Consider the following 20598-nt stretch of genomic DNA (forward strand, 5'->3'; position numbering starts at 1 on the left):
GCCATGTCCGTGCAAGCTTCCGTGTTGCTGATTGCCGGCAGTCCCTCAGAGTATTCGCGTTCCTCCGGGCTGCTTGACTGGGTCGGCCAGCGCCTGGCCCAGCACGGCCAGACCGTTGATCGCCTGCCTATCCGTGAACTGCCGGCTGCGGCCTTGCTGCTCGCCGACTGGACCCACCCCGCTGTGATTCGTGCGATTGACCAGGTGGCCAGGGCCAAGGTGATTGTGGTGGCCACACCGGTGTACAAGGCCGCTTACAGCGGTGTGCTCAAGGTTTTCCTGGACCTGCTGCCGCAAACCGCGCTGAAGGGCAAAACCCTTTTGCCGCTGGCCACAGGCGGCAGCCCGCACCACATGCTGGCGCTGGACTACGCCTTGCGGCCCGTGTTGCACTCGCTGTCGGCGCGCCACATCCTGCCGGGTGTGTATGCCGTTGATTCGCAGGTGCCGCCATCGACCGGTGGCGCTTATACGCCCGGACCGGATATCTCAACACGGCTTGACGATGCCGTCGCCACCCTGATGCTGGAGAGTTTCCAGACGCCGGCCACCACCGGTTTCGAGCCCGTGCATTTTTCCAGGGTGCGATGTAGCGTTTGACGCTTCTCCCTCAGGCCACCTGACGGCCTGCAACAACTCCCAAGCTGATGCATTGATCAACCGCCTGCGCAGGCGGCAGGGGACTGCTTTTGCCTGCGCTGACCCGACAAGGACTTTTATGACAACTCATTCCACGGACTTTCAAAAACCGACGCCCTTGTGGCGCCGACTCCATCCCCTTCAAAACCTGGCGCTGGTCGCGCTGGGGCTGGTTGGCCTGGCCTCGCTGGTCAGCCTTTTGCTGCTGCCCGTGGCCAGGGCGCAAGGCAAACCCGCGACCGAACTGCGTATTGGCTACCAGAAAGGCGCCAGCCTCTTTGTGTTGCAAAAAGCCAAGGGCAGCTTGGAAAAACGCCTGGCACCGCTGGGCGCCAGCGTCAAATGGGTTGAGTTTCCGGCCGGGCCGCAACTGCTGGAAGGCCTGAATGTGGGCTCGGTGGACGTGGGTTATGTCGGCGAGGCGCCGCCTATTTTTGCGCAGGCCGCAGGGGCTCGATTTGTCTACATCGGGCACGACCCGGCGGCGCCGCAAGCCGAAGCGCTGGTGGTGCCGAAAGACTCGGCCGTCAAAACCGTGGCCGAACTCAAGGGTAAAAAAATTGCGCTCAACAAGGGCAGCAATGTGCACTACCTGCTGGTCAAACTGCTGGAGAAAAATGGCCTGAAGCTCAGCGACGTACAAACCGTGTACCTGGCGCCGGCCGATGCCCGCGCTGCGTTTGAAAGCAAAAACGTCGATGCCTGGGTGATATGGGATCCGTTCACGGCCGCGGCTGAAAAAGCGATTGGCGCCCGGGTGCTGGCCGACGGCACGGGGGTTGCCAACAACTACCAGTATTACCTGGGCGAGCGCGGTTTTGTGGACAAACACCCCAAGCTGATTGCCGCCTGGTTTGAAGACTCGGTCGAGCAGGGCCGGTGGCTCAAAGCCAACCTGAAGCAGGCCGCCGAGTTGATCGCACCTTTGCAAGGCCAGCCGGTGGACGTGGCCGAGCTGAGCCTGCGCCGTTATGAATTCAAGGTCCAGCCGGTGTCTGACAGCGTGATCGCCGAGCAGCAAAAAATCGCCGACACCTTTTTTGAGCTCAAGCTGATTCCCAAGCCCATCGCCGTGCGTGATGCAGCCTGGAAACCCGCGCTGTAACGGCAAAACATTTTCAGGACAACATCCTCATGACCTCTTTCGACTCATCCTCCTCCGGCGTCGGTTTTCTGCGCCGCCGCTTTCTGCAGATCATAGGCACCACCGCCGCCGGTTGGGGCCTGAGCGGTAAGGCCGTGGCCCAGTCGGCCAGTTCCAAAGCAGAGAAAGCCCCCGAACAGTTGCGTATCGGTTACCAGAAGTCCGCCGTGAACCTGGTCATCCTCAAGCAGCAGGGCGTGCTGGAGAAACGTTTCCCCAACACCCGCATCCAGTGGGCCGAGTTTCCGGCTGGCCCGCAACTGCTGGAGGCCTTGTCGGTCGGCAGCCTGGAGTTTGGCCTGACCGGGGACTCGCCGCCGGTGTTTGCACAAGCGGCCGGCAAGGACTTGCTGTATGTGGGGGCGGAGCCGCCCAAACCCGACAGCTCGGCAATTCTGGTGCTGAACGACTCGCCGCTGAAAACCCTGGCCGACCTCAAGGGCCGCAAGATTGCCTTGCAAAAAGGCTCGAGCGCGCATTACCTGCTGGTGCGTGCGGTGGAAAAAGCCGGCCTGCAGTGGAGCGACATCCAGCCGATTTACCTGCCGCCCGCCGATGCACGGGCCGCGTTTGAGCGCAAAAGTGTGGACGCCTGGGCCATCTGGGACCCGTTTTACGCCGCGATCGAACTGGCCATCAAACCGCGCGCTTTGGCAACCGGCCGCGATCTGTCCAGCAACAACTCGTTTTACCTGGCGTCGGGGGCTTTTGCGACGCAACACAGCCAGGCTTTGGGGGCGCTACTGGAGGAGCTCTCGCGTGCCGACGTGTATGCGCAGACCCAGCGCAAGGACACCATCAAGCTGATTTCCAGCTTCAGCGGCCTGGACGCCGGCGTGGTGAGCCTCTTCATCCAGCGCCGGCCCAAGTCACCGGTATCGCCGCTGAGCGCTGCCACGGTGGCTGACCAGCAGCGGGTGGCCGACGCCTTTTTGAAGCTCGGACTGATCCCCAAACCCATCAAGGTGGCCGACATCGTCTGGCGGCCCGAGGCCGCCCGCCTGGCCCAACTCGACCGCGAATAAGGAATATCTCATGCAAGTTTTCTGGTTTATTCCTACCCATGGCGACAGCCGTTACCTGGGCACGGGCGAGGGCGCGCGCGAGGTCAGCCATGACTACCTCAAACAAGTGGCCATGGCGGCCGACACACTGGGTTATGAGGGGGTGCTGATTCCGACCGGCCGTTCCTGCGAGGACCCCTGGGTGGTGGCGGCCAGCCTGCTGCCGGTGACGAAGAAGCTCAAGTTCCTGGTCGCGGTGCGGCCTGGCTTGCACCAGCCCAGCCTGGCCGCACGAATGGCCGCCACCTTTGACCGGCTCTCGGGCGGGCGTCTGCTGATCAACCTGGTCACAGGCGGTGACCAGGCCGAACTGGAGGGCGACGGGGTTTACCTCGACCATGCCCAGCGTTACGAGCAGTCGGCCGAGTTCATCCGGATCTGGCGCGAGATTCTGGCGCGCAGCCATGAGGGGGAAAGTTTGGACTACGAAGGCCAACACCTGAGTGTGAAAGGCGCCAAGCTGCTGTATCCACCGGTTCAAAAGCCTTATCCGCCGGTGTATTTTGGTGGCTCTTCGCCGGCCGCACACGAGCTCGCTGCCGAGCAGGTGGATACCTATCTGACCTGGGGTGAGCCGCCCGCGGACGTGGCCAAAAAAGTCGCCGACGTGCGGGCCAAGGCCGCCCAACACGGTCGGACCGTCAAGTTCGGCATACGCCTGCACGTGATCGTGCGCGAGACCGAGGACGAAGCCTGGCGCGCCGCCGAAAGCCTGATCAGCCGGCTGGACGATGACACAGTGAGTCGTGCCCAGGCCGCGTTTTCACGCATGGACTCGGAAGGTCAGCGGCGCATGGCTGCGCTACATGCGGGTGGCAAAAAAAGAAGCCGAGAGGACCTGGAAATCAGCCCCAACCTCTGGGCCGGCGTGGGCCTGGTGCGCGGCGGCGCCGGCACGGCGCTGGTGGGGGATGCCAAAACCGTGGCCGCACGGATTGAGGAATACGCCGCGCTGGGCCTGGACACCTTTGTGTTTTCGGGCTATCCGCACCTGGAAGAGGCCTACCGTTTTGCCGAGCTGGTGTTCCCGTTGCTGCCGCGCAAGTTGCGTGACACCTTGTCGGGCGGTGGCCTGAACGGGCCTTTTGGGGAGGTCGTGGCCAACGACTACCTGCCGCGTGTGTCGCAAAGCTGAACCCAAGGAGGATTGATGACAACACAGCTACGTGAAATCCAGGTTACGCCGATGCCCGACACGATAGACGCACCGGGGCTGGGCTTTTTGCCGCTGGGCGCCAGCCTGAGCGGGACGCACATAGCTGCTTTTCTGCGGGACCTGGGACAACGCCTTTTGCCCTGGCTGGTGCCGGTGGGCCTGATTGCGCTGTGGCAAGTGGCCTCGGCACAGGGTTGGCTCTCGACCCGTGTTTTGCCCGCGCCGCTGGAGGTGATCAAGGCCGCCTGGGCGTTGGCGCTGTCCGGCGAGTTGTGGACCCATGTGAAGGTCAGCGCCGGACGCGCGCTGGCCGGGCTGGCGATAGGCGGCAGCCTGGGGTTGTTGCTGGGCCTGCTGACGGGATCGGTGCGGTTTTTTGAAACCCTGCTCGACTCGACCATCCAGATGGTGCGCAACATCCCGGCGCTGGCGCTGATCCCGCTGGTCATCCTGTGGTTTGGCATCGACGAGACGGCCAAGTTGTTCCTGATTGCGGTATCGGTGTTTTTTCCGATCTACATCAACACCTTTCACGGCATACGCAATGTGGACCCCGGCCTGATCGAGATGGCGCGCACCTATGGGCTGTCGCGCACCCAGCTTTACCGCGAGGTGATCTTGCCTGGCGCCTTGCCGTCCATCCTGGTGGGCCTGCGGTTTTCGCTGGGCCTGATGTGGGTGATCCTGATCGTGGCCGAAACCATTTCAGCCCAGGCCGGCATTGGTTACATGACCATGAATGCCCGGGAGTTTTTGCAGACCGACATCGTGCTGGTCGGCATTCTTTTGTACGCCGCGCTGGGCAAGATCGCCGATGTGCTGGCCCGCGCGCTGGAGCGGGGCTGGCTGCGCTGGCATCCTGGCTACCAGATGGCCAAGGCCTGAGGAGCAAGCATGACAACAAGCACAACCAACCCTGTCCAAGCCGGTGTGCGCCTGGAAGTGCACGACGTGCACAAACGTTATGGCCCGCGCGAGGTGCTCAGTCATACCGAGATCACGATCACACCCGGCGAGTTTGTCGCTATTGTCGGCCGCAGCGGCTGCGGCAAATCCACCTTGCTGCGCCTGGTGGCCGGGCTGGAAAGCCCGACCACCGGCAGCTTGCGCATTGATGGTGAAGAAATCACCGGCCTGCGTGAAGACACCCGCATCATGTTCCAGGACTCGCGCCTGCTGCCCTGGCGCCGTGTCTACGACAACGTGGCGCTGGGTTTGCCGCCTGCGCAGCGCCCACGCGCCAACGAGGTGCTGGCTCAGGTCGGCCTGGGCGACCGCGGCGGCGACTGGCCGGCCCGGCTGTCGGGCGGCCAGCGCCAGCGTGTGTCGCTGGCCCGGGCCCTGGTGCACAACCCGCGTTTGCTGCTGCTGGACGAGCCACTGGGCGCGCTGGATGCGCTGACCCGCATCGAGATGCACCAGCTCATCGAGGGCTTGTGGCAGCGCAAAGGCTTCACGGCCTTGCTGGTCACCCACGATGTGCAGGAAGCCGTGGCGCTGGCCGACCGCGTGATCCTGATCGAGGACGGCCGGATTGCGCTGGACGAACGCATTGAACTGGCGCGGCCGCGTGTACGCGGCAGTGCGGCCTTTGCCGCGCTCGAAGCCCGCGTGCTGAACCGCGTGCTCAGCAAGGACGGCCAGGAATCCCACAACGAACGCGGCGATCACTCGCTGTTTGCCTCGGTGGCGTCGGTTACTCAGGTCCGCTGGGCCATCTGATTTTTTATTGTTTTTTAAACCCCAAGGAAACCCATGTCCATTCAAGCGATCAACGTACGCAACCAGTTCAAAGGCAAGGTCAAGGAAATCATTCGTGGTGACGTGATGTCCGAAATCGATGTCGAAACGCCGTGGGGCATCGTCACCTCGGTCATCACCACCCGCTCGGTCGATCACCTGGAACTGGTGATAGGCAGTGACGTGGTGGCGCTGGTCAAGGCCACCGAAGTGTCCATTGCCAAGCTCTGACATCGCTGCCGCTGGCGTCGCGCGGCGCCAGCGGCAGCGCCTTGCTGTGTCTTGCGGCTACAGGCGGATCGCCGACACCTCCAGGTATTCCGCCTCATAACGGGTCGTGCCATCGGTGGCGAGGTTGTGTTGTGCCCACAACTGCTCCAGGTCGCTGTGCAAGGCGGCCTGTCCTGCCGCGTCGAGTGCGGCAAAAGCGCGATTCGTGGGGCCGTAATAACTGCGGTAGAACTCCACAACTTCAGGTGGGCCGAAGGGATATTGAATCGGATACAAGCATTTGGTCATGCGCAGGTCTGTGATCCCGTCCTGCAGCCGCTCACGCACAGTCGCTTCCTTGCCCCACAACAAGGGCGAGGGCATCAGCGGCGAGGGCGGCACATGTTGGCCAATCGTCTTGAACATCTGACCAACGAAACCTTCAGGTGTCCAGTTCGCCATGACGATGCGACCCCCCGAGCGGCAGACGCGGACCAGTTCCGCCGCGACACGTTCGGGCCGGGGCGCAAACATCGCGCCTATCAGACTGACCACCATGTCGAAGGTCCCATCCGCAAAGGCCAGCATCTCGGCATCACCTTCGTCAAAATGGGCGTCCAGTCCCTCGGCCTGGGCGCGAGCGCGGGCCTGTTCAATGGAGTTCAGGGCGATGTCGACGCCGGTCACACGGACACCGGCGCGCGCGGCCGGAATCGCGATCTGACCCGCACCGCAGCCCACGTCAAGCAGGCGTGTTCCCGGTGTGATCGACAGGCGCGCCAGGAAGGCCAGCGCGCCCGGTTCCAGGTACTTGGCAAAGTGTCCGTAATCGCCGGCCATCCAGGTGGTTTTGAGGCGGGCTTTCAGTGATTCCATTTCGGGTGTCATGACGTTTTCCTTAGAGAGAGGATTTTGTTCAGGGGTCGACCTATCGTGGCGCTAGACATGAACGACGAAGAGATTCGCCGCGGCATTGCCGAGGACGCGGCTGCGATGGCCCACTCCGACGGTGTCTTCGAGCAGTAGCGCACTTCCGGGAGCGATGCGTTGTTGCGTGCCATCCCCGGCCTCTAACGCCATTTCTCCGGATAACACGATGATCCACATGCACAGGGGCGAGGGATGAAGGTCTCCGGACCATCCGCGAGTCAGGTGCAAAAAACCGCAGCGCGATGCCGGTGTGAAGGCCGAGACGCTGAAAGGCGGAGCAGGAGGAGCGAACTCGCGAGGCGATACCTCGACGTCCAGCGGTGCGAAATGCGAGACACCCATGTCGTCTGCGTAGAGGCGCTGGTAAGTGAGCGTGGCGGACATCTCCTACCTCCTTCTGTTGCGCCTTCTCGAAGCGCTTGTCAGGCGATGTGAGGTCAAACCATGACCCCGCATTTTTCAGGACACCCGCACCAGCCGCGACGTGGTCACGGCAAGGTGGGGCTACTGCTGGTTGCAGTGGCGTCTCAGGTGGCGCTCAGGCCCACTTTTTGCCGAGCGCTTCTAGTCCCGCCTTTTGCAAATCTTCAGGGCTCATCAACATGCGAAATTTGCAATCGGCCTGGAAGTTGAGAAAAAAGGGTTCTGAAAAGCTGGGCAGGTCTGACGACGTTTTGACCTCAATCACGAAAATTCCGCCGCGTCTGCCGTTTTGCTCCGTGAAATAAGCCGCCTCCGGCTGGATGGCTTCGAGGATGCGCCCAAGAATCTCGCCCGCCTCGCCACTTCTGACGAGGGTATTGAAAGGTTCATGGGGGATATCGACCGTCAATAACATTTTCATGACGTGTTCTCCTGCTTCTGTTGCGGCCCTTGACGGCGGTGCCGCACACGCCGGGGGAAAGGGGGAGGGGGCGGCGGGTTTTTATCCCAGCTTGCCCAGAATCCCGTTCATTTCCGCCGCCGTGTAGGCGCGCAGGGTTTGCATGCGGACATTGCCCGACATGCCTATGGCCAGGCCAAACGCGGCGGCCGAGGCTTCGTCGGGTGCCTCGATGATGGCCACCAGGTCGTATTTCCCCAGGGTCCAGTAAATCTGCGTCATCTTGGCGCCAAACTTCTTGCCGGCCTCCTTGACGGCTTCGGCGCGCTGGGTGGTCTCCTTGATACCGCGTATGCCTTGATCGGTGAAGTTGGAAAGTGCAATGTAGGTAAGCATTCTGGGTTCTCCGTCCGGGTAGAGGGCCTGACAGGCCAAACAGGCCAGCAACGGCCCCGTTGTGCTGGCTCAGGGCCATGCCTGCTGGCAGGCTGCGCCTGCGCGGCGATCAGGGTGGCGGTGTGTGGCCTACCCGGCAACCCTCTCTCTGAATGACCCCAGCAACAGGCTACAGGCGTCTGCCAGCCACGCCTATGCCCAGAAATGGTGAGTGCTACGCGCCCGGATTTGGCCTCGTGTCAGTCTTGTTTCTTGGGTAACTACTAAAAAGTCTAACTAACAAATTTATTATTCTTTTGGGTTTTAGGGGAAACCCTGTAAAGTTCCACCCTGTTCCAAAAAAGAGCCGATACGCCTTCATCAGCGAAGCGCGCGGCCATGACGGGTTTTCATGATTGAGCTCAAGAGTATTTTTCAAACGTACAAAGGCCCGACCGGGCCGGTCGAAGCGCTGCGAGGCGTCGATCTGCATATCAAGCCGGGCGAAGTCTTCGGCATCATCGGCCGCAGCGGCGCCGGCAAAAGTTCGCTGGTGCGTGTCATCAATCTGCTGAACCGTCCGACCTCGGGCCAGGTGCTGGTCGATGGCCGGGCGCTGACTTCGCTCGATGGCGACGCCTTGCGTGTGGCGCGGCGCGACATCGGCATCATCTTCCAGCATTTCAACCTGTTGTCGTCACGCACGGTGTATGACAACGTGGCCTTGCCGCTGGAGATTGCGGGGCTTTCCGCGCAAGAGATCAAGAAACGTGTCGAGCCCTTGCTGGATCTGGTCGGTTTGACGGCGCTGCGTGACCGTTACCCGGCGCAGATCAGCGGCGGGCAAAAACAGCGTGTGGGTATTGCACGCGCGCTTGCCAATCGCCCCAAGGTCTTGTTGTCCGACGAAGCGACCTCGGCGCTGGACCCGGAAACCACACGTTCCATCCTGGGCCTGCTCAAGCAGATCAACAAGGAATTTGGCCTGACGATTGTCTTGATCACGCACCAGATGCAGGTGATCAAGCAGGTGGCCGACCGGGTGGCGGTGATCGACGCCGGTCGTATTGTTGAAAGCGGCCCGGTCATTGACGTGTTCACGCGGCCCAAACACGAAACCACACGCAGCCTGATCGCCGAAATCGTGCCGCAAGACCTGCCCGAAAGTGTGCTGGCGCGCATCCGCACGCTGATGAGTGCCGAACACCCTGAAGAGGGCCATGAAGGTTGCCTGCTGCGCCTGGCCTTTGCCGGCGACGAGTCGGACCGGCCTTTGTTGTCCGATGTGATTCGCCGTTTTGGCATAGATCTGTCCATCGTGCATGGACAGATTGATGAAATCCAGGGCAAACCTTTTGGCACGCTGGCGGTGTTTGCGCGCGGTGCGCGCGAGCAACTCAATGCGGCGGTTGCGCATTTGCGCGGCGCCGGTGTCCATGTTGACCAGGTGGGGAGTTAAGTCATGTTCAGTAATTTTTCGCAAGCCCTGCTGGAGCTGTTTGTCAGCTCGCTCTGGGAAACCGTGGTCATGGTCAGCATTTCGGGCCTGGTCGGCGCGCTGATAGGTATTCCGCTGGGCGTGTATTTGCGGCTCAGCGACGAGGGCGGGGTGTTGCACAACCCGGTGGCGAACCGGGTCGTGGGCGGCATCGTCAACGCGGTGCGCTCCACACCTTTCATCATTTTGCTGGTGGCCATCATTCCGCTGACACGGTTTATCACCGGCTCGTCCATCGGCACGGCAGCCGCCGTGGTGCCGCTGACGATTGCGGCCGCACCGTTTGTGGCGCGGTTGGTGGAAGCCTCCCTGCGCGAGGTCGATCACGGCCTGATCGAGGCGGCGCTGGCCATGGGCGCGACCACGCGGCAGATCGTGCTCAAGGTGCTGCTGCCCGAGGCCTTGCCCGGCATCGTCGGCGGCCTGACCATCACTTTTGTGAGCCTGACCGGTTATTCGGCCATGGCTGGCGCGATTGGCGGCGGTGGTCTGGGTGACCTCGGCATCCGTTACGGCTACCAGCGCTTCTTGCCTGAAGTGATGCTGGCCGTGGTGATTGTGCTGATCCTGTTTGTGCAGGCGGTGCAAAGCCTGGGCGACTGGGCCGTACGGCGGCTGAGCCACAAATGAGCGCGCAACTGCCGCCAAGCGCTTACCCGCGCTGTTGACGACGCTACTTTTTTAATAGCTGCTTGCGCCCATCCTGTCTGGGCTAGGGCCTGTTTTTCATAAGAAACTGGCTTGCAGGCGATTTTCCCTATTTATCCATTCATTCCCCTGTTATTTCTCAAGAAGGACACACCATGAACAAACGTACGCTTATCCAGTCGGCCCTCGCGCTGGCCCTGGCCACTTCTTTCTCTGCCGGCGTGCTGGCTCAGGACAAGCCTATCAAAATTGGCGTCACCGCCGGCCCACACGCGCAGATTTTTGAGCAGGTCAAAAAGATCGCGGCCAAGGATGGCCTGAACATCCAGATCGTCGAGTTCAGCGACTACATCCAGCCCAACGCCGCGCTGGCGTCCGGCGACCTGGATGGCAACAGCTACCAGCACAAACCTTTCCTGGACCTGCAGGTGCAGGACCGCGGCTACAAGATCGTCTCGGTGGGTTACACCGTCAACTTCCCGATCGGCCTGTACTCCAAAAAGGTCAAAAGCCTGGCCGAGCTGAAAGAGGGCGCGCGTTTCGGTATTCCGAACGACCCCACCAACGGCGGCCGTGTGTTGCTGGTGCTGCAGGACAAGGGCCTGATCAAGCTCAAGCCAGGCGTCGGCCTGAAAGCCACGCCGCTGGACGTGATCGAGAACCCCAAGAAACTCAAGTTCGTGGAACTCGAAGCCGCCCAACTGCCGCGTTCGCTGGACGACCTGGACGCCTCGGCCGTCAACACCAACTTTGCGCTGTCCGCCGGCCTGAACCCCAAGGACGCGATTGCCCAGGAAGGCGCCAAGTCGCCTTACGTGAACATCCTGGCCGTGCGTGCCGCCGACAAGGACAAGCCATGGGTGGCCAAGCTGCTCAAGGCTTACCAGTCCGAAGAGATCCGCAAGTTCATCCAGACCGAGTTCAAGGGCTCGGTGCAGGCCGGCTTCTAAACAGCAGGTGTATCAAGCAGCAACGGCCCGAGCCTGATTTTTAAACAAATCGGGCTATCCCCCTTGTCCACCGGGCGCAAGCAGCTATGAAAAAAATAGTGAGTCGAAGAGGGGCAGGGCAGGCATGTTGCGCCTGTTGGGGCCATTCGGCTGGTAAAATGGAGGCTTCCCGCGCTTGAATTTCAGGCGGGAACCCCCAGCTTTTGTGCATGACTACCACCCAAACCCCTTCATCCAGCGCGAGCCTGACCGTGACGCACGTGCTGGCCGAGTTGCTTGAGCGGCTGGAGCACAGTGCCGAGCCGGTCGGGCCTGAGCAATACCTTTCCGTGGTGAACCACCTGGTTCACGCGTTTGGGGATGTGGCGCCCGGTCTGGCATTGGGGGCTTTGCTCGATACTCACCCGGCCGCGGCCGAGTTGTACGAAAATATCAACTACCAGTACGCAGGCCTGTGCCGCTCACCGCTGGAAAGTTCACTCAGCGCCGAGCAACAAGCCAGGCAAGCGATAGAACGCGCAATGCGTCCACCCACCAACAAAGGAAACCCCAATGGCCAGAGCTGATGCCAAAACCACTGTCCTTGCCGACGGGCTGCGCTACAAGTCCAAGGTGTCGGGCTCGCCTTTTGTGGCGTCCGCATCTTTCGGCGCGGCCACGATGTCGTGTTTCATGTGCGGCAAACACCGGCCCCGCTCGCAGATGGGCACACGCAAGGTGCTGGGCAAGTCCCACGCCGTGTGTGCGCCTTCCTGCAAGGCGCTGGACGAAGCCAGCAGCTGAGCCTGCTCAGCAAAAAAGCGGGCGGGCGCGATGACTGATTCCCTGCACATCGTCTGCCCGCACTGCCACACCACCAACCGCGTCAAGCAGGGTGATCTGGCCCAGGCGCCCGACTGCGGCAGTTGCCACCAGGCTTTGTTCACAGGCCGCCCGGCGGCGCTGGGTGAAGCCGCGTTTGAGCGCCACATCACCCGCAGCCAGATTCCGGTCCTGATCGATTTCTGGGCGCCTTGGTGCGGCCCCTGCCTGCAGATGGCACCGGCCTATGAACAGGCGGCGGCGCAGCTGGAGCCCCGGTTTCGCGTGGCCAAGGTCAACACCGAAGAAGCCAGCGCCTTGGGCGCACGTTTCAATATTCGCAGCATTCCGACCCTCGCGCTTTTCGCGGATGGCCGTGAAGTGGCGCGCCAGCCCGGTGCCATGGGTGCGGCCGACATCGTGCGTTGGGCACGGTCGCATCTGCCTGCCGACTTGCGCTGAAGCCTGTTGCTGCATTCCGGAGCCCATGCCATGAATGCCCATGCCAAACCTGACCCGGTGCTCCAGCCCGACCTGGCCATCGACCATATCCTGGGGCCGGTGTCGGCCGGCGTGACGCTGGTCGAATACGGCGACTTCGAATGCCCGTCCTGTGTCCAGGCGCACTCGGCGATGAAGGTCATGCTTGCGCATTTCGGCCGCCAACTGTGTTTTGTCTACCGCCATTACCCGCAGCGCCGGGTCCATCCCGATGCCGAACAGGCGGCCGAAGCCGCAGAGGCGGCGGCGGCTCAGGGCAAATTCTGGCCGTTTCACGACCTCTTGTTCGAGAATCCGCAGCACCTCAAGGAAAAACACCTGACCGCGTATGCCGGCCGGCTGGACCTGGACCTGGCCCGCTTCCAGAACGAAATGAACGACCATGTCTACCTGCAACGTGTGCAGGAACATATACACAGCGGGCAATACCTGGGCCTGCGCAGCACGCCGGCGTTTTATGTCAACGGCCATTTCACCGACGTGTCTTTCGGTTTGCGCCACCTGCACGAGGCGATTGAGCAGGCACTGGCGGCCGCGAATTAGTTGCTATCAATAGGGTAGCTGCTTGCGCCCGTCCTGCATGGGTTGGATGCCTGTTTAATGCATCAACGGGGCAACAATCGCCCAATGACAGAGATGTCCGTTTCCGGCGAGTCTGAACCACCAGGCGGCCCCAAACTCGACGCCATGACCTTGTTCGCTTCTCCAAACCGTGACACCACACCCCTGCGCGCGGCTTTGCCGACTGGCATCGACTGGCCTCTGCTCATGGACACCTTGCAAACCCGCGGCAGCGTGGTGCTGCCTCAGTTGCTGAGCGCCGCCCAGTGCCAGGCTGTCGCCGGGCTTTACCCGCAAACCGGCCGTTTCCGCAGCCGGGTGGTGATGGCGCGCCATGGTTTTGGCCAGGGTGAATACCAGTATTTCAGCTACCCCTTGCCGGACCTGGTGCAGGAACTTCGCAGCAGCTTGTACCCCCGCCTGGTGGGTGTGGCGAATCGCTGGAACGAAGCCATGGGCCTAGACATTCGGTATCCGGCCGACCACGCGGCTTTCCTGGCGCGTTGCCATGCGGCCGGGCAGACCCGGCCGACACCGCTGCTGCTGCAATACCTTGAGGGCGACTACAACTGCCTGCACCAGGACTTGTATGGCGAACACGTGTTTCCGCTGCAGGTGGCGGTGTTGCTGTCGCGGCCGGGTGCGGACTTCAGCGGCGGCGAGTTTGTGCTGACCGAGCAGCGCCCGCGTATGCAGTCGCGGCCCGAGGTGGTGCCCTTGGCGCAAGGTGATGCGGTGATTTTTGCCGTGCACCACCGGCCGGTGCAGGGCAGCAAGGGGTTTTACCGCGTCAACATGCGTCACGGCGTGAGCCAGATACGTTCTGGAAATCGCCACACACTGGGTGTGATTTTTCATGATGCGCAGTAGCATGAGAAGACATAAGTGGATGCCACGGCACGAACAGGACACCGTTTGACCGCAGACCTTTTTGATGACTTGCCCGTACTCGGGCCTGCGCACGAACTCATCGCGCCGGGCGCCGTGTTGCTGCGCGGATTTGCCCGGGAGGTTGATGCGGCCCTGCTGCAGGCCCTGGACGATGTCATTGCCCAGGCGCCTTTGCGCCACCTCATCACCCCCGGCGGCTACACCATGTCGGTGGCCATGAGCAACTGCGGCCCGCTGGGCTGGGTGTCAGACTGCAGCGGTTACCGCTACACCGCGCGGGACCCGCTTTCTAACCAGCCCTGGCCGACCATGCCGGCCTGTTTCACGGAGCTGGCCCAGCGGGCGGCGGCGCAGGCCGGTTTTTCCCCGTTCCAGCCCGACGCCTGCCTGATCAACCTGTACGAACCCGGCGCAAAACTCTCGCTACATCAGGACAAGGACGAGAAAGATTTTTCCGAGCCGATTGTTTCGGTGTCATTAGGCTTGCCCGCAGTTTTTTTGTTCGGCACGTCGCATCGCAGCGATCGTCCCCGGCGCCACTGGCTGAGCCACGGCGATGTGGTGGTCTGGGGCGGCGCGGCGCGGCTGGCTTATCACGGCGTTGCGCCCCTGGCCGACGGTGAACATGCCCTGCTGGGCCGGCGGCGCATCAACCTGACGTTTCGCCGCGCGGGTTGAAAATTGTAAGAAAAATTGGCCTCTAGCCCTTATCCGGCGGGTGCAAGCAGCTATTGAAAGAATAGCGACGGCTGGCCTGTCCGCCTGGCTTCACTTCACCTTGATGAATTCCATGACCGCCATTTCCACCGGATCAGAGCGTGGGCTGCGTTGCCAGTGTTCGTCGGCGGCTTTTTGAATCGCTTCTTTGTTGAAAACCCCTTTGGACAGGTCTGACCAGACGTGCACATAGGTTTCACACCAGATTTTTCTGTCTTCCTGGACTTTTTCCTCCGCAAACTCCGGATTGGGTTCGGTGCTCATGACTACATCCTAGCGGGCTAGGCTCCGCCATGGTGGGCAGAATGTAGCCATGAGCGATTTACGTGGGCAGTACGAAAGTGCGGTGGCGGCATTGGGCGAACAAGTCGCCGGCATGCTGGCTTCCGGTGCGGCCGAAGAACAGGTGGCTCGCTGGGCGGTTGCGCAGCGGAATCAGCTCAAGCAGGTTTACCGCGGCCTGACGCCGCCGGACGTGCTGGCCCTCATCGAGGCGCGGACCCTGGCGCAGTATGGCAACCTCGTTGGGCCGTCGGTGGCGCAACTTCGGGCGGGCGGAAAATCCTGGGCCGCGGTGGCCGCCTCGGCCGGGCGTGCGGGGTCACCGCCCCAGGCCCAGCCCGCCGCGAAGCTCACACCAGACGCTTGATCGCCTTCTTTTTCCAGACCAGCCGGTAATACGCCGTCTGCAAAGCCAGCATCGCGATAAACGTCACCGGGTAGGCAATCCAGATGCCGTTGATGCCGATGCGCTGGCTCGTGAACCAGGCCACCGGCACTTCCACCGCGATGATGCAGAAAATCGCGATGCCTGTGGGCACCAGCACCGAGCCGCTGGCGCGCATCACGCCTGACAGCACCGAGGCCATGCCGAAAATCACGGTGCTCCACAACATGATGTGCAGCAAGGTCTGGGCGATTTCGATCACGGGGGCACTGGTGATGAAAAAACCGACCAGGTAACGCGAGAGCAAATAACCCAGCAGCACCAGCGAGCCGGTCAAGACCAGGTTCATCATCAATCCGGTACGGGCGATGGCGCCCAGCTGGTCGGCGCGGCCGGCGCCTATGGCCTGGGCGCCCAGGATGGAGGCGGTGATGGCGATCGAGATCGCCGGGAACTGCACATAAGCCACCACCTGATTCACCGCGCCATACGCGGCCGTGGCATTCGAGCCGTAGCTGTTGACCATGGAGAGCAGGGCGAGTTCGGCCAGCGAAATCACAATCATCTGCACGCCGGTGGGCACGCCGACCTTGAGCACGGTTTTCAGAATGTGCGGGTTGATACGCAGGCTGTGCGCAAAAGCGGCATCGGGCGCCAGCGGGCTGCCGATGCGACGCAGGCGAAACCCCAGCCAGGTGGTGGCCAGGACAAAAGACACCACTGTGGCGGCTGCACCGCTGGTCACGCCCAGCATGGGCAGGCCGAACCAGCCGCGTATCAGCGCCGGCGTGAGCAGCAAACCGATCACGGTGGAAATGGCCAGTGTGTAGAGCGGCGTGACCGTGTCGCCCACGCCGCGCAACATGGCCGTCGAGAGCAAAAACACAAACAGCCCCGGCATGGCGATCAGCATGATGCGAGCGTACACAGTGGCGTCGGCCAGGATGTCGGGCGGCGTGCCGAGCAGGTCCATCATGGGCCGGGTGAAGGTGCCGCCAAACACCGCGACCAGCAGCCCGAAGACCACACCGACCGTGAGTGTGGTGCCGGCCACGGCCTTGACCTTGCCGACATCACCCGCGCCCCAGGCCTGGCCAATCAGCACCGAGGCACCGGCGCCCAAGCCGATGGTGAAGGCGATGAAGAAAAACATCACCGGGAAAAAACTCGACACCGCCGCCAGCGCGCCGACCCCCAGCATCTGGCCCAGGTAGACATTGTTGAGCGTGCCCGAGAGGGACTGCAGGATGTTGCTGAGCAACATGGGCGCCAGAAAAGCCAGAAAGATTTTCCAGAGTGGTCCTTTGGGCGTGGGCGGTCGGTGCCGTGCCGTCACAGCGGGTGTCAGCGGCTCGGTTATGTCGCCGGCTACGGCTCGGCCTGGGTTGGGTTCGGTCATTGCGGGTGGGTTCATGAATTTTTAGCGCAGGACAGGGTGTTCTCTGCGGGATGTGTTGGAGTGAACATGAATCCGAAATCGTAACGTCTTTGGGCGGCGGAACACCGCGTTTCAATCCGCAATTTCCCACTGCGGATTCCACGCCACTTCCCACAAGTGTTGATCGGGGTCCTGGAAGTAGCCGGCATAACCGCCCCAGAAGGTGTCGTGCGCCGGTTTCACGAGGGTGGCGCCCGCCTGTCGGGCTTGGGCCATCACGGCATCAACCTCGGCTTTGGACTCAACGTTGTGTCCCAGGCTGAATTCGGTCGGGTTCGGTTGGCCTTCGGGCAGGCCGGTATCGTGCGCCAGGCTTTGACGCGGCCAGAGCGCCAGCTTCAGGCCGGCCTGCAGCTCAAAAAAGGCGACGGCGCCGTGTTCAAACTCTTGGCCGATGATGCCTTCGGTCTTCAGGCCCAGGCCGTCGCGGTAAAACACCAGTGCGCGCTGCAGGTCGTCCACGCCCAGGGTGATGACCGTGATGCTGGGTTTCATGTGGCTTTCTCCTCAGGGCTGCTTTTGCCTTTTTCGATCAAACCCGCCAGCAGGCTGAGTTGCTCCTTCTGGATGGCCAGCAGTTCGCCCCATTGGCCTTCCCGCAACAAGTCCAGCTTTTCGTGCAGCAGCATGATTTCAAGCTCGGCCTTCAGGTTGACTTCGTAGTCATGCTCTGCACTGAGCCGGTCTTTCTCGGCTTGCCGGTTTTGCGACATGAGGATGATGGGCGCCTGAATGGCGGCCAGCATGGAGAGCACCAGGTTGAGCAGGATGTAGGGGTAGGGGTCAAAACTTGTGTTGTACCTGGCCAGAATCAGCGAGTTCAGACCTACCCAGGCGACCAGGACCACCGCGAAAATCATGATGAATGTCCAGGAGCCGCCAAAACCCGCCACCCGATCGGCGGCGCGTTGCCCGGTGGTGGTCCTGGCCTCAAACTCCGTGGCCGTGTTTCTGGCGATGTGTTTGCGCCCGGCGATGTGACGCGCCACTTTTTGGGTGTGTTCGTCCAGGGCTTCGTACGGCATACCCAGCTGTTTTTCTGCAATCTCTTCAGGCTTTTTCATGGCGGTTTGACGTGAGTTCGGGTGGTCAGCGGGGCCCGGCGTAGCGTAAAACCGCTGTGCGGGGGCATGCCTGCATTCTGAACCTCAGCAGCGCCGTCGGCCATGAAGGCGGCTTCCAGCGGGACTTGGGTCGGGCCGTTCAAGCGGCTCAGGTAGAGATTGCGAAAGAACATGGTGTCGTTCATCGTTGCGGACCTTTGCATGGCCAGCACGATTCCCGGCCACTCCGCATAATGGTCGGGCCACTTCATTTTCAAACCCCGTCCACCCCTTTTCCAGGAGAAGCTCATGGCCCAGTACCAAATCGCCGTTGTTGTCGGCAGCCTTCGCAAGGATTCCTTCAATAAGAAACTCGCCAAGGCGCTTGAAAAGCTGTTTCCGGCGGATTTCAGCTTCACCCATCTGCGCATTGACGACTTGCCGCTGTACAACCAGGACGATGACGGTAATCCGTCCGAGCAGGTGAAGCGCCTGAAAGGCGAGATCACAGCGGCCCAGGGCCTGCTGTTTTTTACCCCTGAATACAACCGCTCGATGCCCGGTGTTTTGAAAAATGCCATTGACCACGCTTCGCGCCCCTACGGGCAGAACGCGTGGGACGGCAAGCCTGCCGGTGTGATCGGGGCGTCCGTTGGCGCGACCGGCACGGCACTGGCCCAGCAGCACCTGCGCAACGTGCTGGCCTATTTGAACGTGCCCACCTTGGGCCAGCCCGAAGCCTTCATCCATAACAAGGACGGCCTGTATGACGAAGCTGGCAACATCGGCGAAGCCAGCAAGAAGTTTTTGCAGGGCTGGGTGGATCAGTACGTGGCCTGGGTGAAAAAGCACGCCTGACGGCGCCGCCCTAAGCTGCGGGCACGCGCGGGGCCGCGGCTTTTTTCACCACCGCGTCGGCGGGTTTCAGATGCCCGCCATCTGCCTTGCGCGGCGCCATACGCGGAACCAGCCGACCGCTGGCGCGTTCAACCAGCCGGGAGCGGGCCTCTCCCGGCTCATAAAAATGGTCTTCGCCCCATTGCCTCAGCGCCACGATCACCGGGAAAAGGCCTAGCCCTTTGGGAGTCAGGACGTATTCCAGATAGGCACTACCGTCTGACGCCGGGACGCTCTGCAGAATGCCATGCGCGACCAGCGTGCGAAGCCGGGCAGACAGGATATTTTTTGCCATGCCTAGGCTTTTCTGAAATTCGCCGAAACGGCGCAAGCCGTCGAATGCGTCGCGAATGATCAGCAGCGACCACCAGTCGCCAATGGTGTCGAGTGAGCGCGCAACGGGGCACGCCGCATCTTCAAGGCTTTTCCGTTTGACCATGCCATGCCTCCAGGTGAGTGGCCGCCGCTTGAGCGCGGCGCGGTAATTCTGGTTGCATTATAAAACTTCATCAGGATATACTTCAAATTGGTTTAGTTATGAAACCAGAATGAAGGCGCAGCAAGTCATGGAACATGAAAGAATTGAGGCGATTGCCTCCGGCGCTAGGGTGGGTTTGCAAGCAGCGGCGCAGGGCCGGCCTGCGGATGCCGGGCGGGCGACGCTACCGCGCGCCATGGTGCTGTTGTTTGCGGTCGCCTGTGGCCTGAGTGTCGCGAATGTTTACTATGCGCAGCCGCTGCTTGACGCCATAGCGCACGATTTCGGCATCAGTTACGGTGCGGTCGGCATGGTGATCACCGCGACCCAGGTCGGTTGTGCGCTGGCGCTGTTGCTGGTGGTTCCGTTGGGTGATCTGGTCAACCGCCGCCGCCTGGTGCTGGTGCAGTTATGGCTGCTTGCATTGGCCCTGGTCGTCGTCGGCATGGCGGCGTCGCGCATGGTGTTGTTGGCCGGGATGATCGGCATGGGACTGCTTGGTACGGCGATGACGCAGGGCCTGCTGGCATTCGCCGCGACCCTGGCCGCACCCGCGGAGCGCGGGCGAGTGGTGGGCGCCGCGCAGGGCGGCGTGGTGATCGGCCTGCTGCTGGCGCGAACCATGGCCGGTGCATTGGCGGATCTGGCCGGCTGGCGTGCCGTGTATTTTGTCTCCGGTGCCTTGACGCTGCTCATGATCGCCGTGCTGTCGCGCATGCTGCCGCGGCAAGCGTTGCCCACGGCGCACCTGTCTTATCTGCAATTGCTGCGCTCGATGCTGACCCTGCTGGTGCAGGAACGCGTGCTGCGGATTCGCGGGGTGATCGCCATGCTGATATTCGCTTCCTTCAGCGTGTTCTGGACGGCGCTGGTGTTGCCGCTGAGATCGCCGCCGTATTCGTTGTCGCACACCCTGATCGGATCTTTTGGGTTGGTGGGCGCGGTCGGTGCGCTGGCGGCAAGCCGGGCGGGGCATCTGGCTGATCGCGGCCTGGGCCAATGGACCACCGGCGGGGCCTTGCTCCTGATGCTGGCCGCCTGGTTGCCGATCAGTTTTACCCCGCAGTCGCTGTGGGTACTGGTCGTCGGCATCGTTCTGCTGGACCTGGCAGGGCAGGCGGTGCATGTCACCAACCAAAGCATGATCCTCAGCGTGCGCCCCGAGGCGCACAGCCGGTTGGTGGGGTGCTACATGATGTTTTATGCGGTGGGCAGCGGTGCTGGCTCGATTGCCTCGACCAGCATGTATGCACTGGCGGGCTGGACGGGCGTGTGTCTTTTGGGTGCGGCCATCAATGCCACGGCGCTGATCTTCTGGGCATTGACCCTTCAGAATCGGCGCGGCCGCGACGCCAGGCAGAGCGAGCCCAAGCGGGTATAACCCGGGGTTGCGGCCTTGCCCGCCAGCAAAAAAAAAGCCCGCAATT

General features: G+C 62.0%; 28 protein-coding genes and 1 pseudogene. 19 read left to right on the top strand and 10 right to left on the bottom strand.

Annotation, left to right across the window (positions count from 1 at the left end):
- The first annotated feature begins 3 nt into the window (after positions 1 to 3).
- The 7 genes and pseudogenes from ssuE to R6254_RS17320 all read left to right on the top strand — a co-directional run bounded on the left by ssuE (position 4) and on the right by R6254_RS17320 (position 5974).
- Positions 4 to 600, top strand: coding sequence for an NADPH-dependent FMN reductase (gene ssuE / locus R6254_RS17290; protein ID WP_318408639.1), 597 nt, complete (start codon positions 4 to 6; stop codon positions 598 to 600).
- Positions 601 to 718: 118 nt separating this feature from the next.
- On the top strand, positions 719 to 1744 hold the full coding sequence (locus R6254_RS17295) for a sulfonate ABC transporter substrate-binding protein (RefSeq protein ID WP_318408640.1): 1026 nt from the start codon (positions 719 to 721) through the stop codon (positions 1742 to 1744).
- A 29-nt stretch (positions 1745 to 1773) separates the two neighbouring features.
- Entirely contained in the window at positions 1774 to 2808 is a 1035-nt protein-coding gene (locus tag R6254_RS17300) for a sulfonate ABC transporter substrate-binding protein (protein WP_318408641.1), read from the top strand.
- Positions 2809 to 2818: 10 nt separating this feature from the next.
- Positions 2819 to 3982, top strand: a complete 1164-nt coding sequence (gene ssuD, locus R6254_RS17305; protein ID WP_318408642.1) for an FMNH2-dependent alkanesulfonate monooxygenase — start codon at positions 2819 to 2821, stop codon at positions 3980 to 3982.
- Between the two features lie 15 nt (positions 3983 to 3997).
- Positions 3998 to 4888 (top strand): aliphatic sulfonate ABC transporter permease SsuC, encoded by an 891-nt coding sequence (gene ssuC / locus R6254_RS17310; RefSeq protein WP_318408644.1) that lies wholly within the window; start codon positions 3998 to 4000, stop codon positions 4886 to 4888.
- A 126-nt stretch (positions 4889 to 5014) separates the two neighbouring features.
- A pseudogene (locus tag R6254_RS17315) lies at positions 5015 to 5725 on the top strand (ATP-binding cassette domain-containing protein); the annotation flags it as partial.
- Between the two features lie 33 nt (positions 5726 to 5758).
- Positions 5759 to 5974 (top strand): TOBE domain-containing protein, encoded by a 216-nt coding sequence (locus R6254_RS17320; RefSeq protein ID WP_318408646.1) that lies wholly within the window; start codon positions 5759 to 5761, stop codon positions 5972 to 5974.
- 57 nt (positions 5975 to 6031) lie between these two features.
- Here the strand turns inward: R6254_RS17320 and R6254_RS17325 are convergent, their stop codons facing one another.
- The 4 genes from R6254_RS17325 to R6254_RS17340 form a co-directional block, all read right to left on the bottom strand.
- Positions 6032 to 6841: a class I SAM-dependent methyltransferase gene (locus R6254_RS17325; RefSeq protein ID WP_318408647.1), complete on the bottom strand. Its 810-nt coding sequence runs from the start codon at positions 6839 to 6841 to the stop codon at positions 6032 to 6034.
- 51 nt (positions 6842 to 6892) lie between these two features.
- Complete coding sequence (locus tag R6254_RS17330; RefSeq protein ID WP_318408649.1) at positions 6893 to 7267, bottom strand: cupin domain-containing protein; 375 nt, start codon at positions 7265 to 7267, stop codon at positions 6893 to 6895.
- 154 nt (positions 7268 to 7421) lie between these two features.
- Complete coding sequence (locus R6254_RS17335) at positions 7422 to 7727, bottom strand: panthothenate synthetase (RefSeq protein ID WP_318408650.1); 306 nt, start codon at positions 7725 to 7727, stop codon at positions 7422 to 7424.
- Between the two features lie 81 nt (positions 7728 to 7808).
- Positions 7809 to 8102 (bottom strand): GYD domain-containing protein, encoded by a 294-nt coding sequence (locus tag R6254_RS17340; protein WP_318408651.1) that lies wholly within the window; start codon positions 8100 to 8102, stop codon positions 7809 to 7811.
- Positions 8103 to 8493: 391 nt separating this feature from the next.
- Here R6254_RS17340 and R6254_RS17345 point away from each other — a divergent pair, with 391 nt between their 5' ends.
- The 9 genes from R6254_RS17345 (at position 8494) to alkB (ending at position 14609) form a co-directional block, all read left to right on the top strand.
- Positions 8494 to 9540 (top strand): methionine ABC transporter ATP-binding protein, encoded by a 1047-nt coding sequence (locus R6254_RS17345; RefSeq protein WP_318408653.1) that lies wholly within the window; start codon positions 8494 to 8496, stop codon positions 9538 to 9540.
- A 3-nt stretch (positions 9541 to 9543) separates the two neighbouring features.
- The gene (locus tag R6254_RS17350; protein WP_318408655.1) at positions 9544 to 10209 is read left to right on the top strand and encodes a methionine ABC transporter permease; all 666 of its coding nucleotides are present in this window, start codon (positions 9544 to 9546) and stop codon (positions 10207 to 10209) included.
- Positions 10210 to 10382: 173 nt separating this feature from the next.
- Positions 10383 to 11177 carry a MetQ/NlpA family ABC transporter substrate-binding protein gene (locus R6254_RS17355; protein WP_318408656.1) on the top strand — a complete coding sequence of 265 codons (795 nt, stop codon included), beginning with the start codon at positions 10383 to 10385 and terminating at the stop codon, positions 11175 to 11177.
- Between the two features lie 209 nt (positions 11178 to 11386).
- Positions 11387 to 11743 (top strand): hypothetical protein, encoded by a 357-nt coding sequence (locus R6254_RS17360; RefSeq protein ID WP_318408657.1) that lies wholly within the window; start codon positions 11387 to 11389, stop codon positions 11741 to 11743.
- Positions 11730 to 11960 (top strand): hypothetical protein, encoded by a 231-nt coding sequence (locus R6254_RS17365; RefSeq protein WP_188708423.1) that lies wholly within the window; start codon positions 11730 to 11732, stop codon positions 11958 to 11960. The genes R6254_RS17360 and R6254_RS17365 overlap by 14 nt, the downstream gene beginning before the upstream one ends.
- Positions 11961 to 11990: 30 nt before the next feature.
- Entirely contained in the window at positions 11991 to 12440 is a 450-nt protein-coding gene (gene trxC, locus R6254_RS17370) for a thioredoxin TrxC (protein WP_318408660.1), read from the top strand.
- A 30-nt stretch (positions 12441 to 12470) separates the two neighbouring features.
- Entirely contained in the window at positions 12471 to 13022 is a 552-nt protein-coding gene (locus R6254_RS17375) for a DsbA family protein (protein ID WP_318408662.1), read from the top strand.
- A 225-nt stretch (positions 13023 to 13247) separates the two neighbouring features.
- On the top strand, positions 13248 to 13910 hold the full coding sequence (locus R6254_RS17380; RefSeq protein WP_412103189.1) for a 2OG-Fe(II) oxygenase: 663 nt from the start codon (positions 13248 to 13250) through the stop codon (positions 13908 to 13910).
- Positions 13911 to 13955: 45 nt separating this feature from the next.
- On the top strand, positions 13956 to 14609 hold the full coding sequence (gene alkB / locus R6254_RS17385) for a DNA oxidative demethylase AlkB (RefSeq protein ID WP_318408664.1): 654 nt from the start codon (positions 13956 to 13958) through the stop codon (positions 14607 to 14609).
- A 90-nt stretch (positions 14610 to 14699) separates the two neighbouring features.
- Here alkB and R6254_RS17390 read toward each other — a convergent pair whose 3' ends face one another.
- Positions 14700 to 14912, bottom strand: a complete 213-nt coding sequence (locus tag R6254_RS17390; RefSeq protein ID WP_318408665.1) for a hypothetical protein — start codon at positions 14910 to 14912, stop codon at positions 14700 to 14702.
- A 49-nt stretch (positions 14913 to 14961) separates the two neighbouring features.
- Between R6254_RS17390 and R6254_RS17395 the strand changes: the two genes are divergently transcribed.
- A complete protein-coding gene (locus R6254_RS17395) occupies positions 14962 to 15297 on the top strand; it encodes a hemagglutinin (protein ID WP_318408667.1) in 336 nt (111 codons plus the stop codon).
- Here the strand turns inward: R6254_RS17395 and R6254_RS17400 are convergent.
- From R6254_RS17400 to R6254_RS17415, 4 genes are all read right to left on the bottom strand, one after another.
- Positions 15281 to 16579, bottom strand: coding sequence for an MATE family efflux transporter (locus R6254_RS17400; RefSeq protein WP_318408916.1), 1299 nt, complete (start codon positions 16577 to 16579; stop codon positions 15281 to 15283). The genes R6254_RS17395 and R6254_RS17400 overlap by 17 nt on opposite strands.
- Positions 16580 to 16825: 246 nt before the next feature.
- Positions 16826 to 17248, bottom strand: a complete 423-nt coding sequence (locus R6254_RS17405) for a VOC family protein (RefSeq protein ID WP_318408668.1) — start codon at positions 17246 to 17248, stop codon at positions 16826 to 16828.
- Positions 17245 to 17817 carry a DUF1003 domain-containing protein gene (locus R6254_RS17410; RefSeq protein ID WP_318408670.1) on the bottom strand — a complete coding sequence of 191 codons (573 nt, stop codon included), beginning with the start codon at positions 17815 to 17817 and terminating at the stop codon, positions 17245 to 17247. Before R6254_RS17410 ends, R6254_RS17405 begins: the two co-directional genes overlap by 4 nt.
- Positions 17814 to 18107: a hypothetical protein gene (locus R6254_RS17415; protein WP_318408671.1), complete on the bottom strand. Its 294-nt coding sequence runs from the start codon at positions 18105 to 18107 to the stop codon at positions 17814 to 17816. Before R6254_RS17415 ends, R6254_RS17410 begins: the two co-directional genes overlap by 4 nt.
- On the opposite strand from R6254_RS17415, the gene R6254_RS17420 reads away from it, so the two are divergent.
- Positions 18106 to 18654, top strand: coding sequence for an NADPH-dependent FMN reductase (locus tag R6254_RS17420; protein ID WP_318408673.1), 549 nt, complete (start codon positions 18106 to 18108; stop codon positions 18652 to 18654). The genes R6254_RS17415 and R6254_RS17420 overlap by 2 nt on opposite strands.
- 10 nt (positions 18655 to 18664) lie before the next feature.
- On the opposite strand, the gene R6254_RS17425 is transcribed toward R6254_RS17420, so the two are convergent.
- Positions 18665 to 19132: a winged helix-turn-helix transcriptional regulator gene (locus tag R6254_RS17425; RefSeq protein ID WP_318408675.1), complete on the bottom strand. Its 468-nt coding sequence runs from the start codon at positions 19130 to 19132 to the stop codon at positions 18665 to 18667.
- A gap of 109 nt (positions 19133 to 19241) precedes the next feature.
- Between R6254_RS17425 and R6254_RS17430 the strand changes: the two genes are divergently transcribed.
- Entirely contained in the window at positions 19242 to 20552 is a 1311-nt protein-coding gene (locus R6254_RS17430; RefSeq protein WP_412103185.1) for an MFS transporter, read from the top strand.
- The last annotated feature ends 46 nt before the right edge of the window (positions 20553 to 20598 follow it).

This window comes from Polaromonas potterensis, from assembly GCF_033446725.1.
Classification (GTDB): Bacteria; Pseudomonadota; Gammaproteobacteria; order Burkholderiales; family Burkholderiaceae_C; genus Polaromonas.

Coding starts and splice junctions, on each gene's coding strand:
- R6254_RS17345 (WP_318408653.1), top strand. CDS start 8,494: ATGATTGAGCTCAAGAGTATTTTTCAAACGTACAAAGGCCCGACCGGG.
- R6254_RS17375 (WP_318408662.1), top strand. CDS start 12,471: ATGAATGCCCATGCCAAACCTGACCCGGTGCTCCAGCCCGACCTGGCC.
- R6254_RS17425 (WP_318408675.1), bottom strand. CDS start 19,132: ATGGTCAAACGGAAAAGCCTTGAAGATGCGGCGTGCCCCGTTGCGCGC.
- R6254_RS17380 (WP_412103189.1), top strand. CDS start 13,248: ATGGACACCTTGCAAACCCGCGGCAGCGTGGTGCTGCCTCAGTTGCTG.
- R6254_RS17335 (WP_318408650.1), bottom strand. CDS start 7,727: ATGAAAATGTTATTGACGGTCGATATCCCCCATGAACCTTTCAATACC.
- R6254_RS17395 (WP_318408667.1), top strand. CDS start 14,962: ATGAGCGATTTACGTGGGCAGTACGAAAGTGCGGTGGCGGCATTGGGC.
- R6254_RS17410 (WP_318408670.1), bottom strand. CDS start 17,817: ATGAAAAAGCCTGAAGAGATTGCAGAAAAACAGCTGGGTATGCCGTAC.
- ssuD (WP_318408642.1), top strand. CDS start 2,819: ATGCAAGTTTTCTGGTTTATTCCTACCCATGGCGACAGCCGTTACCTG.
- R6254_RS17430 (WP_412103185.1), top strand. CDS start 19,242: ATGAAGGCGCAGCAAGTCATGGAACATGAAAGAATTGAGGCGATTGCC.
- R6254_RS17390 (WP_318408665.1), bottom strand. CDS start 14,912: ATGAGCACCGAACCCAATCCGGAGTTTGCGGAGGAAAAAGTCCAGGAA.
- R6254_RS17415 (WP_318408671.1), bottom strand. CDS start 18,107: ATGAGCTTCTCCTGGAAAAGGGGTGGACGGGGTTTGAAAATGAAGTGG.
- ssuE (WP_318408639.1), top strand. CDS start 4: ATGTCCGTGCAAGCTTCCGTGTTGCTGATTGCCGGCAGTCCCTCAGAG.
- trxC (WP_318408660.1), top strand. CDS start 11,991: ATGACTGATTCCCTGCACATCGTCTGCCCGCACTGCCACACCACCAAC.
- ssuC (WP_318408644.1), top strand. CDS start 3,998: ATGACAACACAGCTACGTGAAATCCAGGTTACGCCGATGCCCGACACG.
- R6254_RS17295 (WP_318408640.1), top strand. CDS start 719: ATGACAACTCATTCCACGGACTTTCAAAAACCGACGCCCTTGTGGCGC.
- R6254_RS17325 (WP_318408647.1), bottom strand. CDS start 6,841: ATGACACCCGAAATGGAATCACTGAAAGCCCGCCTCAAAACCACCTGG.
- R6254_RS17340 (WP_318408651.1), bottom strand. CDS start 8,102: ATGCTTACCTACATTGCACTTTCCAACTTCACCGATCAAGGCATACGC.
- R6254_RS17365 (WP_188708423.1), top strand. CDS start 11,730: ATGGCCAGAGCTGATGCCAAAACCACTGTCCTTGCCGACGGGCTGCGC.
- R6254_RS17400 (WP_318408916.1), bottom strand. CDS start 16,579: ATGTTGCTCAGCAACATCCTGCAGTCCCTCTCGGGCACGCTCAACAAT.
- R6254_RS17405 (WP_318408668.1), bottom strand. CDS start 17,248: ATGAAACCCAGCATCACGGTCATCACCCTGGGCGTGGACGACCTGCAG.
- R6254_RS17420 (WP_318408673.1), top strand. CDS start 18,106: ATGGCCCAGTACCAAATCGCCGTTGTTGTCGGCAGCCTTCGCAAGGAT.
- R6254_RS17300 (WP_318408641.1), top strand. CDS start 1,774: ATGACCTCTTTCGACTCATCCTCCTCCGGCGTCGGTTTTCTGCGCCGC.
- R6254_RS17320 (WP_318408646.1), top strand. CDS start 5,759: ATGTCCATTCAAGCGATCAACGTACGCAACCAGTTCAAAGGCAAGGTC.
- R6254_RS17330 (WP_318408649.1), bottom strand. CDS start 7,267: ATGTCCGCCACGCTCACTTACCAGCGCCTCTACGCAGACGACATGGGT.
- R6254_RS17360 (WP_318408657.1), top strand. CDS start 11,387: ATGACTACCACCCAAACCCCTTCATCCAGCGCGAGCCTGACCGTGACG.
- R6254_RS17350 (WP_318408655.1), top strand. CDS start 9,544: ATGTTCAGTAATTTTTCGCAAGCCCTGCTGGAGCTGTTTGTCAGCTCG.
- R6254_RS17355 (WP_318408656.1), top strand. CDS start 10,383: ATGAACAAACGTACGCTTATCCAGTCGGCCCTCGCGCTGGCCCTGGCC.